Source organism: Mycobacterium innocens (genome assembly GCF_900566055.1).
GTDB lineage: Bacteria > Actinomycetota > Actinomycetes > Mycobacteriales > Mycobacteriaceae > Mycobacterium > Mycobacterium innocens.
This window is the reverse complement of record NZ_UPHQ01000052.1, coordinates 21,224-33,752: the sequence shown is the minus strand read 5'-3', so window position 1 is coordinate 33,752 and position 12,529 is coordinate 21,224. Positions and strand designations below refer to the sequence as shown.

Genomic DNA, 12,529 nt, shown 5'->3' with positions numbered 1-12,529 from the left:
ACTGACGGTCCGTTGGCGTGTCCTTGGGTTGATTTGTCTTGTCTGGGCGTCCTACCGGCTGTCACCGCTACCGCGCGCATCACCGTCACGGCGTGAGCAAAACCTTCACCTGCTCACCGGACCGGGACCCGGCAATCGCGTAGCCCTTGACCGCTTCGTCCAATGGCATTCTGGCAGTGAAGATGCCGTCGACGTCGAGCGGACCGGATGCAAGCAATGGAATCAATTCCGGCCAGGTTCGCTGCACCGGCGCGGTGGTCATTCGCGGCGTGATGCTGCGTAACAGGCAGGGCAGCGCGGGCAGCGGCAACGGCTGCAGATCATGCAATCCGACTACCGAGACGGTGCCACCGGGCCGGACCGCGTTGATCGCGTCAGTCATCGATGTGTCCGTGCCGACGGCGTCGATCACCGAATCCGCACCGTGACCGCCCGTCGCGGAGATGATGGCCCCGGCCCCACGACAAGCCGCCAATGACGAAAGCGTCTCCCGCGGCCTCGCCCACACCGGCCGCATGATCACCGCCGCAGCGTTGATCATGGCGATCAGCTTTGCGGCACTGACTTCTGCCGACGTCTCGTTCATGCGGATGTTCGGTCTCGGGCTCACGATAGCGGTGCTGGTCGACGCCGCCGTGGTGCGGATGATCCTGGTTCCCGGCGTTCATGTACCTCATGGGCCAGTGGAATTGGTGGGCGCCCGCGCCGTTGGCGCGCCTGCACGAGCCCATCGGCATCGACGAATCCGCAAGCCTGCCTTGACTGCTCGGTCAGCGACGGATTCTGCGCGTCTCTCGAGCCGTGAATCCCGCTGGACACCCGCAACCTGCGACCCGCCCGATACCACCCTCAACAAACGGCCCGCCGATTACCGTGAAACCACAGTGACACTAGACATTTGCCGAAATGACGAATGACCCTATCAACCACGGACAATGGCCCGTAACGTCAACGGTGTGGACATCGAGGTGCTCGCGAACGCAGTGCTACTGGCCTGCCGCGCCCCGTCGGTGCACAACAGTCAACCGTGGCGGTGGGTCGTAGAGCACAATGCCCACGTCTACACCGCCCACCTGTTCGTCGATCGCCATCGAATCGTACGGGCCACAGATCATTCCGGCCGTGAAGCACTCCTCAGCTGCGGCGCGGCACTCGATCACCTGCGCGTCGCGATGACGGCCGTGCAGTGGCAGCCGAGCATCACTCGCTTCCCCACCCCGAGCCGCCCCGACCACCTGGCCACAGTCGAATTTCGCCCCACCGATCACGTCACCGCGGCCCAGCGACAGCGGGCCGAGGCGATTCTGCACCGCCGAACCGATCGGCTTCCGTTGGACCGCCCCAGTTACTGGGACCTTTTCGAGCCTGCACTGCGCGCCGCCATTGACGACGACGCCGCGATGCTGGATGTCCTCGCCGACGAGCAACGACCACTACTGGTGCAGGCGTCACAGTACAGCGAAGCCCTGCGCCGTGACGATCCGTCTTATCATGCCGAACTCGACTGGTGGACTTCGCCATTCGCATTGGCAGAGGGTGTACCACCGAGCTCACTGGCATCCGATACCGAACGCCTCCGAGTCGACGTCGGCAGGGATTTCCCGGTGCGGGGCCACCAGCAGCGCCGCCCGCAGATCACGGCCGACTGGTCGAAAATCCTGGTGCTGTCCACACCTGACGACACCCAGCTGGACGTATTGCGGTGCGGCGAAGCGTTGTCGACCGTCCTGCTCGAATGCACCATGGCCGGTATGGCGACCTGCACGCTGTCCCATCTCATCGAATCGAGCGAAAGCCGTAACATCGTCCGCGGCCTGATCGGCCACCCCGGCGAGCCGCAAGTCCTGGTACGCGTGGGGATCACGCCGCCGATCGACGACGCTCCCCCGCCCACACCGCGGCGGCCGCTGAACACCGTCCTTGAAATTCGCGAAAAGCCCGAGAAAGGTTGAGCCGATGCCCGACGAGCCAGTTACCTTCCTATCAGACGACGAGAGCTGGAAACTCCTGAGCAGCGCCGCGCTCGGCCGACTGGTGACAAGCATCGCCGGCGAGCCCGAGATCTTCCCGGTCAACTATGTCGTGCAGGACCGCACAGTGCTCTTCCGAACGGCCGAGGGCACGAAATTGTTTCTCGCCGTGACGAATAGCCCGGTCGCATTCGAGGCCGACGATCACAATGCGGTGGAAGGCTGGAGTGTCATCGTCAAAGGCCATGCACGGGTTCTGCGTACCGACGCAGAGGTCCAGAAAGCCGAGCAGGCCCAACTGCGGCCATGGGTCGCGACGTTGAAGCTGCACTACGTGCGGATTATCCCGTCCGAAATCACCGGCCGGCGTTTCTTGTTCGGACCGGAGCCGGACCGCACCGAGACGTTTGCGTGACGACCGGTCACCGGTCGACGAACGCACAGAACAAATACGGTCACACGACCAGGGATAACGTCCCCTTGCTGCGACGGGCCTTGCGCCGCTTGCTGATTGCCACCAGCCGGGCTACCGCGGCTTCGATTCCCCGCGCCAGTTGATCGATGTCGGCCACCGCGCCATAGTCGGTGAGAATGCCGAAGCATAGGTCGTCGGCGTAGCTGAGCATCGCAACACCGGTTCGCAGGTGCATCGCCAGCGGCGGAACCGGGAATACCGCGACCACCCTTTTGCCCAAGACCTTCAGCGGGTGACGCGGCCCGCGCACATTCGTCGCCACCGTCACGATCCCACGCTGGGGCAACCGCATCAGCAGGCCGACCGCCCGGGCCGTCATCGCGAATGGAAGGCGATTCGCAACCGACATGAACACATTTCCGGCCTGCGGCTGACCGCTGGTCTTGGCCTGGCTCAACCGTTCATGCACGCTTCGCAGCCGCTGCACCGGATCCTCTTCCTCCACAGGCAGATTCGGAAGCATCGCCGATACGCGATTGCCGATCTCGCCGAAGGCGTCCGTAGAACGGACCGAAACCGGTACCAAGGTGCGCAACGAACCCGGCCGCGGCCGCTGCCCACGCGAGACCAGGACGTTGCGGTAGCTCTCGGTAATCGCCGCCAGGGCAACGTCGTTGATGGTGACACCGAACGTCTGACACACCAAATCGAGATCGGCCAGCGAGACCCGCGCCCCGGCGAACCGACGCAAGTCGCTCAGCGGCCCGTTCAGCGTCGACTCGGCGGGGGTCAACAGACCGGCGAACAGTTCGCCGGCGCCCCGGACGATGCGGACGATACCTGACGTGATCGCGCCGGGGGCAGTCCATAGGCCGCTCAGCAGGCTCAGTGGATTCGATGCGCCCAACTCTGGTTTCAGCGCGGCGTGGGTCTGGTCCGCGAAACTGTCCCGAGCGACATGACCGCTGGGGTCGCACAATCCGGCCAGGATGTGGGAAGCCGCGATTCCGTCGGCCATGCAGTGGTGGACCTTGGTCAGCATTGCCCACCTGTCGTCGGTGAGACCTTCGATGACCCAGAACTCCCACAGCGGGCGGTCGCGGTCCAAACGCCGGGCCATCACGTCGGCGACCAGCCGGTACAGCTCGCGGTCGTCGCCCGGATGCGGCACCGCAACCCGCCGCACGTGCCGGTCGATGTCGAAGTCCGGGTCGTCCACCCATTCGGGAGCACCCAGGTCCAACGGGTGCAGCCGCAACCGTTGCCCGAACCGCGGACAGGCGCGAATGCGCTCGGCAAACAGCGACACCAGCACATCCTGGTCAGGGGCTGGGCCTTCGATGACCGCGAGGCCACCGATGGCCAGACTGACTCGCGGATCAACATCTTCGGCCTTGAGAAACCCGGCATCCAGCGTCGTCAGGTGAGTCATCATCAGCGTCTTTTCCCAGTTATCTGCAACTCTCGGTACCACTATGCCTCGCGCCCGGGCATCGCAGCAGGGCCAAAGGTCCCTGCTTGCCGAGGGCTTCGTCCTCTGCCACGATCAATTGCCCCGCCCCGATCCTTGATGCATGACAGCGATGGGACGGCTGGTCTGAACCGGAAAGGCAGCCATGAATGCCCAATTCCCGGACGCGGGCGCCCTTCGAGCGGTCCTCACGCTGGCCACCCGCGCACCCTCGGTCCACAACACCCAACCGTGGCGGTGGCGGGTAAGCGCGGCAAGTCTGGACCTGTTCTCCGAGCCCGACATGCAACTGCACAGCACCGACCCGGACGGGCGCGATCTGATCATCAGCTGCGGTGTCGCGCTGCATCATTGTGTCGTTGCCTTGGCGTCGATGGGCTGGCGCGCCAAGGTAAACCGCTTGCCCGATCCGGACAACCCCCGCCGCCTCGCGACCATCGAGGTCCAGGCCCAGGATGCCGATCACGTCGACATCGCGCTCGCCGCGGCCATCCCGCGGCGCCGGACCGACCGTCGCGTCTACAGCAGCTGGCCGGTGGCCGGAGGTGACGTCGCCCAGATGGCCGCGCGGGCGGCTCGCTGTGGGGTTATGCTCCGCCGGGTCGACGCGCTGGACAAGATGAGATCAATTGTCGCCCAAGCTGTGTGGAGCCATGCGGGCGACGAAGGGTATATCCGCGAGCTCACAACGTGGAGTGGGCGGTACGGCGGAGTGGCCGGGGTTCCGGCCCGGAACACTCCGCCGTCGGATCGCAGCGCCCCGATCCCCGGCCGGCTGTTCGCGGCGCCGGCGCTGGCCCAACCCTCCGGCGTCTCGCCCGCCGACGACGGCGGCGTCATCCTGGCCCTGGGCACCGACCACGACGACCGGGTGTCTCGGCTGCGGGCCGGGGAGGCAACCAGCGCCGTCCTGTTGACCGCGACCGCCATGGGATTGGCGTCCTGCCCGATCACCGAACCATTGGAACTCCAGAGCACGCGTGACGCCGTTCGCGCGGACGTGTTCGGCGACAGCGGCTACCCGCAGATGCTGCTTCGAGTCGGTTGGGCGCCGATCAATGCCGACCCGTTACCGGCCACGCCGCGGCGTAGTCTGTCGCAGGTCGTCGACGGGCTCCGGGAGCTACTGGAGGAGCGGGGCTGACCAGCGCAACAATGTGCCGCCACTGGCGGCGCCTTCTATGGCGAATGCACCACCGGCCTCCTCAGCGCGCCGGCGCAGATTGATCAGGCCGCTGGCGGTGAACTGGTCGGGCATTCCGCATCCGTTATCGCTCACCTCGATGCACAAGTCGTCGGCGACGTTGACCCGGACCATCAGAGTCGTGGCCCGCGCGTGGCGAACGGCGTTGCTGACCGCTTCCCTGACCACCGCCTCGGCGTGATCGGCCAGCAGGTTGTCGACCACCGACAGCGGGCCGACGAATTGCACCGAGGTGCGCAATCCCGAGCCGGCGAATTGGGCGACGGCGGCATCGATTCGCTGCCGGAGCCGGGTGATCCCCTGCGAGCCTCCGTGCAGGTCGAAAATCGTGGTGCGGATGTCCTGGATGACCCCCTGCAGATCATCAACCGCTTCCGAAAGTCGTTGCTGCACTTCGGGAACCCGCGCCCGCGGAACGGCAGCCTGCAACGCCAGACCGACGGCGAAGAGCCGCTGGATCACGTGGTCGTGCAGGTCGCGTGCGATCCGGTCGCGCTCGGTCACGACGTCGAGCTCACGCATCCGCCGCTGCGAGCTGGCCAGCTGCAGCGCCAGCGCGGCCTGGTCGGAGAAGGCCGCCATCATCTCGAGTTGGTCCTCGGTGGCCGGTCCGGAACTGTCGTGACGCAACAGCACGACGACGCCGGCGCACGTATCGGTAGCCCGCAGCGGCAACAGCAGGGCCGGACCCGCGACGTCGACACCGTCCAGCGCAAACTTCTCGACCTGTTTGGGGCTGCTGTCGACGCAGACATCCGCAAGCGCTGTGTCTGCCAACGAAATAACTTGCCCCATAACGGAAGCCACAGCGCTGCCCACCGTCTCGATCACCAGCAGCTCCGTCACGTCGGCGGCCGGCACGCTCTCGTCGTCCGGAATTGCCACCAGAGCCGCGTCGGCCGCGGTCAGCTTGAGCGCCTCCTCGGCGACAAGCCGAAATACCGTCGCGGGTTCGGCGCCGGAGAGCAATTCGGTGGCGATGTCACGGGTGGCCTCGATCCACGACTGTCGCATCGTGGCCTGTTGGTACAGCCGGGCGTTGGCAATGGCGATGCCCGCGGCCGCGGCCAGCGCCTGGACCAGCAATTCGTCGTCGTCGCTGAACGGGTGACCGTTGGTCTTGTCGGTCAGGTACAACGTGCCCAGCGACATGTCGCGCACCCGAACCGGCACCCCGAGGAAGGTGCTCATGGGCGGATGGTTGGCCGGAAAGCCCACCGATGCCGGATGCAATGAAAGGTCGTCCAGCCGTAGCGGTTTGGGCTCGTCGATGAGCAGGCCGATGATGCCGAGGCCCTGGGGCAGGTGGCCGATCCGCTGGACGGTCTCTTCGTCGAAGCCCTCATAGACGAACTGCAGCACCCGCTTGTCCCGATCGTGCACCTCCAGGGCACCGTAGCGGGCATCGACGAGATTGGTCGCCGAGTGCACGATCGTGCGCAGGGTCGCGTCCAAGTCCAGACCCGACGTGACGACGAGCATGGCTTCCACCAGCCCGTCGAGGCGGTCGCGGCCCTCCACGATCTGCTCGACCCGCTCTTGCACTTCCACCAGCAGCTCACGCAGCCGGAGCTGGGAAAGCGTTTGGCGCAGCGGACGCAGACCGGAATCCAGGGTTAGGCCCGTACCGACGGGAAGCCTGTTGTCAGCCATGGGTGCGCGTCATCCAGCGCCCGGCCGCGAGCGCTGCAACTGCGTTGCGAATACCGCGGCCTGCGTTCGGCGCTCCATTCCCAGCTTGGCCAACAGCCGGGATACGTAGTTCTTCACCGTCTTTTCGGCCAAGAACATCCGGTCGGCGATCTGCTTGTTGGTAAGACCCTCGCTCAACAGCCCCAGCAGCGTCCGCTCCTGATCGGTCAGGCCGGACAACGGGTCCGGCTTCTCGACACCACCCCGCAGTTTGGACATCAACGCCGCCGCTGCCCGATTGTCGAGCAGCGACCGTCCCGCGCCCACTTCTTTGACCGCACGGGCCAATTCCATTCCCTTGATGTCCTTGACGACATAGCCACTGGCACCGGCCAGGATCGCATCCAACATCGCCTCATCGGAGGTGTACGAGGTCAGGATCAGACAGCGCAGTTCCGGCATGCGCGACAACAGATCTCGGCACAGCTCGATGCCGTTGCCGTCGGGCAACCGGACGTCGAGCACCGCCACATCGGGGTTAGCCGCCGGAATTCTGGCCATGGCTTCGCCAACCGAACCCGCCTCACCGACGACCTCGAGTTGAGGGTCCGCGTCGAGCAGGTCGATCAGGCCGCGCCGTACCACCTCGTGGTCGTCGACCAAGAAGACTGTTACCAAGACTTCACTCCTGAGATACCGAGATTGACTGTTCCTACAAGTTGCCACTGCGTACGGTCAGCACCGAGCATCCTGCGCTGTAGACGTTGCACGCCTGCGCGGCATGGGAGTCGGTGACATACAGCTGGTCCGGCTTGGCGTTGGCGGCGATGTAACGGCAGGCATGTCCGCGGATGACGGTCGACTCGACCTTGACGTCGGGGTACAGCCGAGTCCACCGGGCCAGCCGGCGGCTCAGTTGCGCTTGCGCCAAACGGTTTCCGTCGCCGGTGTCGCCCGATGTCTCGGCCATCCGTGCCGAAAGTGCCCGCAGCGCAACTCCCCGCAGCCTTGCCTCCTCGAACGCATGCCGCAGCACCGAACCGTTGTTCACCTCCGCGACCACCGTGCTGACTTTCGGCACCGGCACTCCGCCGGGGGGCACCTGAATGACCGCCACCGGGCATAGCGCCGATCCGGCCAGGGTCGCCGCGACCGAGCCCTCGCCGCGGCGCGCGTGGTTGAGCCCGATGGACCCGACACAGACCATCACCGCCGACCTGGACTCCTCCATCAGCTTGGTCAGCGGCCGGCCCCGTAGGACTTCGGTTTCCACCTTGACCGGGTGTCCGGTGGCTTCCACGGCACGGCATACGTCGAAAAGTGCCGCGTGCGCCGTGCCTAGGCGACCATCACGACCACCACCGCCCGACGGCTCCAGCGGATCGATGACATACACCAACCGCAGCGGAATGTCGCGGCTGAGCGCCTCGTCGATTGCCCATAACGCCGCCTGGGTTGCCGCCTTCGATCCGTCGATACCGACAACCACCGCCGGAGCTGACGGGTTGCTCATCGTGCTCTCCTCTGCTGAGCCGTTGGCTATTCGCACGTTATCGATGAGGCACCCGGCTTACCCAGGGGCGTTGGTCCCGATATCAGTGCCATTGGTCCCTACAGAACACCGGCCAGTCAAACGCACTATTGCCAGCGCGGCGATAGACGAATTGGATGTTTACGAGCCGTCGTTGCAAGTGAACAAGGAGTTGAATCCGCGGCGGTACAGCCCATCATCCAGACAGGAGATCTCGGAATGGCTGCTCAACAGACATCGTCATCGCCAATTCCCAGCCGGCAATCGTCGCGCCCCTTGATCGGGAAGGGCTGGATTCAGGGTGTGGCCCTGGTGATGATCTTCGGCTTCCTGGTGATGGGAATCCTGGTCTACCGCACGTATACCGCGGCGATGCCGATGCCGGACAAGGTCGTCACCGAATCGGGCCAGGTCCTGTTCACCGGCGACGACATCACCCGCGGCCAAGAGCTCTACCAGGCGCGTGGCCTCATGCAATACGGTTCGGTGCTCGGCCACGGCGCCTACCTGGGGCCCGACTACACCGCCGACTACCTGCGCATGGCCACCGACGACGTCGCCGATCAGCTACGGGCCCAAGGCGTGGCCGACCCCCGCGATCGGGTGGTCACCGAATTCCGGACCAACCGCTACAACCCCGATACCAAGACGCTGGTGTTCACCGACCGCCAGGCCGCGGCGTTCGGGCGGATCCAAAACCACTACGGGGCCTACTTCGGGGAGAACTCGACCAAGTACGGGCTGCTGCCGCAGCTGATCACCGACAAGGCACAAATCCGGGACCTGACCGCGTTCTTCGCCTGGACGGCATGGGCGGCCGCCGCCGAGCGGCCCGGCCACAGGTACAGCTACACCAACAACTGGCCGGCCGAGCAGCGGGTGGACAACGGTCCGACCGCAGCGGTGATCCTGTGGTCGGCGCTGTCGCTGATCGCGTTGCTGGGCGGCATCGGGATCATGTTCGCGATCTACGGACGCTGGAGCCAGAAGGTCGGCTGGCACAGCGCCGAGGCGTCCAACCTTTCCTTCCGCCAACCCGGCGAGGTGAGCCTGACTCCGGCCCAGCGGGCGACCATCTGGTTCTTCGCGATCGTGTCGGTGCTCTTTCTGGCCCAAACATTGCTGGGCGCCGCCGCCGAGCACTATCGGGCCGACTTGTCGAACTTCTTCGGCCTGGACTTGGCTCGGCTGCTGCCGTACAACCTGGCCCGCACCTGGCATCTGCAGCTGGCGCTGTTCTGGACCGCGGCGGCGTTTCTGGCGGGCGGCATCTTCCTGGTGCCGTTCATCAGCCGTCGGGAGCCCAAACGCCAGGGCCTGCTGGCCTACGTGTTGCTGGGCGCGGTTGCCGTCGTGGTGTTCGGCTCGCTGATTTGCGAGGCGCTCTCCATCTACGGGGTGATTCCCCAGGGCGGGCTGCTCTCCCAGCAGTGGGAGTACCTCGACCTGCCGCGGCTGTGGCAGATCCTGCTGATCGTCGGCATGTTCGTCTGGATCGCCATCATCTTCCGCGGCATGCGCGCCCGGCTCAAGGGCGAGTCGAAGATGAACATGCCGTGGTTGTTCTTCTTCTCCGGCCTGGCGATCCCCACCTTCTACGCCGTCGGGTTGTTGGCCAGCAGCGGCACCCACTACACCGTCGCCGACTTCTGGCGGTTCTGGGTGGTGCACCTGTGGGTCGAGGACTTCCTCGAACTCTTCACCACCGTGATGGTGGCCTACATGTTCGTGCTGCTGGGTGTGGTGCGTGAACGCATTGCCCTGGGCGTGATCTTCCTCGATGTCATCCTGTACTCCGCCGGCGGCGTCATCGGCACCATGCACCACCTGTACTTCTCGGGTACCCCGGTGGAGCACATGGCGCTGGGCGCCTTCTTCTCGGCTGCCGAGGTCATTCCGTTGACCTTCCTGACGGTCGAGGCGTGGGCGTTCCTGCAGCTGGGTGCGCGCCAGCAGTCCGGCGACGGCAACCCGTTCCCGCATCGCTGGGCGGTCATGTTCCTGGTCGCGGTCGGGTTCTGGAACTTTGTCGGAGCGGGCATCTTCGGATTCCTGATCAACCTGCCGGTGGTGTCCTACTACGAGATCGGCACCGCGCTGACGGCAAACCACGGGCACGCGGCCATGATGGGGGTATACGGCATGCTGGCCGTCGGCCTGGCGATGTTCGCCTTCCGCTATGTGATCCCGGCCGACAAGTGGCCGGAGAAGCTGGCGCGAATCTCGTTCTGGGGCATGAACATCGGCTTGGCCTGGATGGTGTTCGCCACCCTGCTGCCGCTGGGTATCCTGCAGCTCTACCACTCGGTCAACGACGGCTATTTCGAGGCGCGGTCGCTGGGTTACGTCACCAAGCCCGGCAACGCGGTGATCGAATGGCTGCGGATGCCCGGTGATCTGATCCTCATCGTCGGCGGCGTGCTGCCGTTCGTATGGATCGCCTGGACCGCGCTGCGCAACTTCCGCTCCGGTTCGACGGTCGAGGAATTGCCGGAACATCCGCTTTACACCGAGGTTCGGGCGGAGCCGACACCCGGTGTTAAGTCGCCGGCGAGGAACTGAGCGGTGGCGCCGCCGGCTGCCTCGGTCTGGCTGTTCGCCGGGTATTCGCTGGCGTTGCTGGCCATCGGGTGGAGCTTCGACTCGATGGCGCGGCGGGCATCAGCGCGTGCGGCACGCTGGCGCACCGGTCAATTCACGTATCACCCCGACCACGATGCCTGGGTCTGTCCACAGGACCAGTGGCTGTGGCCGAGTTCGTTCGATCCCAAGCACCGGGTCATGCGTTATCGGCCGTTACCGGTGGTGTGCAACAGCTGTCCGGTAAAAGACAGCTGCACGACGTCGGACCACGGCCGGGAGATAAGTCGTGAGGTGGATCCGTGGCCGCACTCGGATGCCGGACGGTTCCACCGCGGGATCGCTTGCTGCGTGGCTGCTTTGGGAATCGTGCTGCCGCTGGCGACGTTGATCGCCAACCACTCGCCGGCTGAGGTGTTGGTGTTGACGGGCACCATGCTGGTCGTCGTGCTGCTGGGACTGCCGCTCGCCCGCCACCTGTGGAACACCCCGTCCAATGCGCCCGACCATCTGCCGCATCGCACCGCGATCGAGGACCAGGTGGCTGCCGCGGTCGACCGCTATTCGACGCGCTGGGGCGGCTGGGAAGACAAGGAGGACAAGACATCGTGACCGGTGTGGTGATCGGCTTCATCGTTGTCGGCGTCGTGGTGCTGATAGTGCTTGCCGTGCTGTCGCCCGCCGTGCTGCGCGAGTACGAGCGTGGGGTGGTCTTCCGGATGGGGCATGTGCGCCCGCTCTACCAACCGGGACTTCGGTTTCTTATTCCGTTGGCGGACAAAATGATCCGGGTCGACCAGCGGCTGGTCACGCTGACCATCCCGCCGCAGGAGGTGATCACCCGTGACAACGTGCCGGCCCGGGTCAATGCGGTCGTCATGTTCCAGGTGACCGACCCGATGAAAGCGATTCTGGCGGTGGAGAACTACGCGGTGGCCACATCGCAGATCGCGCAGACGACACTGCGTTCCCTGCTGGGCCGTGCGGACCTGGATACCCTGCTGGCACATCGCGAGGACCTCAACAGCGATCTACGCACCATCATCGAAAAGATGACCGAGCCGTGGGGTGTGCAGGTTCGTGTGGTGGAGATCAAGGACGTCGAAATTCCCGAGTCGATGCAACGGGCCATGGCCCGAGAAGCCGAAGCCGAGCGGGAACGCCGCGCCAAGGTCATCAATGCCCGAGGCGAGCTGCAGGCGTCTGAGGAACTGCGACAAGCCGCCGAGACTTTGTCGAAGAGCCCCGCCTCACTGCAGTTGCGCTATCTGCAAACTCTTTTGGAGCTGGGCGCCGACCAGAACTCCACGGTCGTCTTCCCGCTGCCGGTCGACATCATCACCCCGTTTCTGCGGCAACCTGAACTGTTGCAGAGCGTTGTCGACAACTTCAACCGCCGCGGCTAACCGGGCAACCACACCGACTGCGGAACTCACAGGATAATCCCAGAGACGGATAATCCCAGAGGTGATTTGGCTTCGCCGTGACTTAAAGTCGCAGCTCCTGGCTGGCCTGCAGATCTACTGCACCACAGCCCTGTTCACACCAGCTACCAGCCACTGCACACCGCGGTTCACCGCACCCGCAAGCCCGCTTGCGGGATAGTCGCCGCCATGTACGGCTACCGTCGACCGGCTATACGCTGACCGCGGCCCGCGGCCTGCCGCACATGTCGTGATGCACGTCGACGGTCTGTGCCCTATTCCCGCACCCACGCCGAAGCCGA

At 65.2% G+C, this 12,529-nt stretch carries 11 protein-coding genes and 1 pseudogene; 7 read left to right on the top strand and 5 right to left on the bottom strand.

Features of this window, described 5'->3' with window-relative positions; genetic code table 11:
* Positions 1 to 85 precede the first annotated feature (85 nt).
* Positions 86 to 457, bottom strand: a pseudogene (locus EET03_RS06490) (zinc-binding dehydrogenase); the annotation flags it as partial.
* 58 nt (positions 458 to 515) lie between these two features.
* Between EET03_RS06490 and EET03_RS06485 the strand changes: the two are divergent.
* Genes EET03_RS06485 through EET03_RS06475 form a run of 3 tightly spaced genes read left to right on the top strand, consistent with a single transcriptional unit; the run spans position 516 to position 2,385 of the window.
* Positions 516 to 917 carry an MMPL family transporter gene (locus tag EET03_RS06485; RefSeq protein WP_244232258.1) on the top strand — a complete coding sequence of 134 codons (402 nt, stop codon included), beginning with the start codon at positions 516 to 518 and terminating at the stop codon, positions 915 to 917.
* An 18-nt stretch (positions 918 to 935) separates the two neighbouring features.
* Entirely contained in the window at positions 936 to 1,952 is a 1,017-nt protein-coding gene (locus EET03_RS06480; protein ID WP_099194024.1) for an Acg family FMN-binding oxidoreductase, read from the top strand.
* A gap of 4 nt (positions 1,953 to 1,956) precedes the next feature.
* Positions 1,957 to 2,385: a pyridoxamine 5'-phosphate oxidase family protein gene (locus EET03_RS06475; RefSeq protein WP_063470746.1), complete on the top strand. Its 429-nt coding sequence runs from the start codon at positions 1,957 to 1,959 to the stop codon at positions 2,383 to 2,385.
* Positions 2,386 to 2,425: 40 nt separating this feature from the next.
* Here EET03_RS06475 and EET03_RS06470 read toward each other — a convergent pair whose 3' ends face one another.
* The gene (locus EET03_RS06470; RefSeq protein ID WP_099194337.1) at positions 2,426 to 3,817 is read right to left on the bottom strand and encodes a WS/DGAT/MGAT family O-acyltransferase; all 1,392 of its coding nucleotides are present in this window, start codon (positions 3,815 to 3,817) and stop codon (positions 2,426 to 2,428) included.
* A gap of 184 nt (positions 3,818 to 4,001) precedes the next feature.
* Here EET03_RS06470 and EET03_RS06465 point away from each other — a divergent pair, with 184 nt between their 5' ends.
* Positions 4,002 to 5,000, top strand: coding sequence for an Acg family FMN-binding oxidoreductase (locus EET03_RS06465; RefSeq protein WP_075543347.1), 999 nt, complete (start codon positions 4,002 to 4,004; stop codon positions 4,998 to 5,000).
* On the opposite strand, the gene EET03_RS06460 is transcribed toward EET03_RS06465, so the two are convergent.
* Genes EET03_RS06460 through EET03_RS06450 form a run of 3 tightly spaced genes read right to left on the bottom strand, consistent with a single transcriptional unit; the run spans position 4,980 to position 8,205 of the window.
* On the bottom strand, positions 4,980 to 6,713 hold the full coding sequence (locus EET03_RS06460; RefSeq protein WP_075543348.1) for a GAF domain-containing sensor histidine kinase: 1,734 nt from the start codon (positions 6,711 to 6,713) through the stop codon (positions 4,980 to 4,982). The genes EET03_RS06465 and EET03_RS06460 overlap by 21 nt on opposite strands.
* Before the next feature lie 9 nt (positions 6,714 to 6,722).
* On the bottom strand, positions 6,723 to 7,370 hold the full coding sequence (gene dosR, locus EET03_RS06455; RefSeq protein ID WP_023371952.1) for a hypoxia response regulator transcription factor DosR/DevR: 648 nt from the start codon (positions 7,368 to 7,370) through the stop codon (positions 6,723 to 6,725).
* Positions 7,371 to 7,404: 34 nt separating this feature from the next.
* Entirely contained in the window at positions 7,405 to 8,205 is an 801-nt protein-coding gene (locus EET03_RS06450; protein ID WP_063470742.1) for a universal stress protein, read from the bottom strand.
* A 237-nt stretch (positions 8,206 to 8,442) separates the two neighbouring features.
* Here EET03_RS06450 and EET03_RS06445 point away from each other — a divergent pair, with 237 nt between their 5' ends.
* The 3 genes from EET03_RS06445 to EET03_RS06435 are packed head-to-tail and all read left to right on the top strand — an operon-like array spanning position 8,443 to position 12,209.
* Positions 8,443 to 10,785, top strand: a complete 2,343-nt coding sequence (locus tag EET03_RS06445) for a nitric-oxide reductase large subunit (RefSeq protein ID WP_075543349.1) — start codon at positions 8,443 to 8,445, stop codon at positions 10,783 to 10,785.
* Between the two features lie 3 nt (positions 10,786 to 10,788).
* Positions 10,789 to 11,415: a hypothetical protein gene (locus EET03_RS06440; RefSeq protein ID WP_075543350.1), complete on the top strand. Its 627-nt coding sequence runs from the start codon at positions 10,789 to 10,791 to the stop codon at positions 11,413 to 11,415.
* On the top strand, positions 11,412 to 12,209 hold the full coding sequence (locus tag EET03_RS06435) for a slipin family protein (protein ID WP_075543351.1): 798 nt from the start codon (positions 11,412 to 11,414) through the stop codon (positions 12,207 to 12,209). The genes EET03_RS06440 and EET03_RS06435 overlap by 4 nt, the downstream gene beginning before the upstream one ends.
* Positions 12,210 to 12,529: the final 320 nt, after the last annotated feature.

Excerpts from the sequence above, each read along its gene's own strand:
- EET03_RS06485 (WP_244232258.1), top strand. The coding sequence starts at position 516 with ATGATCACCGCCGCAGCGTTGATCATGGCGATCAGCTTTGCGGCACTG.
- EET03_RS06480 (WP_099194024.1), top strand. The coding sequence starts at position 936 with ATGGCCCGTAACGTCAACGGTGTGGACATCGAGGTGCTCGCGAACGCA.
- EET03_RS06475 (WP_063470746.1), top strand. The coding sequence starts at position 1,957 with ATGCCCGACGAGCCAGTTACCTTCCTATCAGACGACGAGAGCTGGAAA.
- EET03_RS06470 (WP_099194337.1), bottom strand. The coding sequence starts at position 3,817 with ATGACTCACCTGACGACGCTGGATGCCGGGTTTCTCAAGGCCGAAGAT.
- EET03_RS06465 (WP_075543347.1), top strand. The coding sequence starts at position 4,002 with ATGAATGCCCAATTCCCGGACGCGGGCGCCCTTCGAGCGGTCCTCACG.
- EET03_RS06460 (WP_075543348.1), bottom strand. The coding sequence starts at position 6,713 with ATGGCTGACAACAGGCTTCCCGTCGGTACGGGCCTAACCCTGGATTCC.
- EET03_RS06450 (WP_063470742.1), bottom strand. The coding sequence starts at position 8,205 with ATGAGCAACCCGTCAGCTCCGGCGGTGGTTGTCGGTATCGACGGATCG.
- EET03_RS06445 (WP_075543349.1), top strand. The coding sequence starts at position 8,443 with ATGGCTGCTCAACAGACATCGTCATCGCCAATTCCCAGCCGGCAATCG.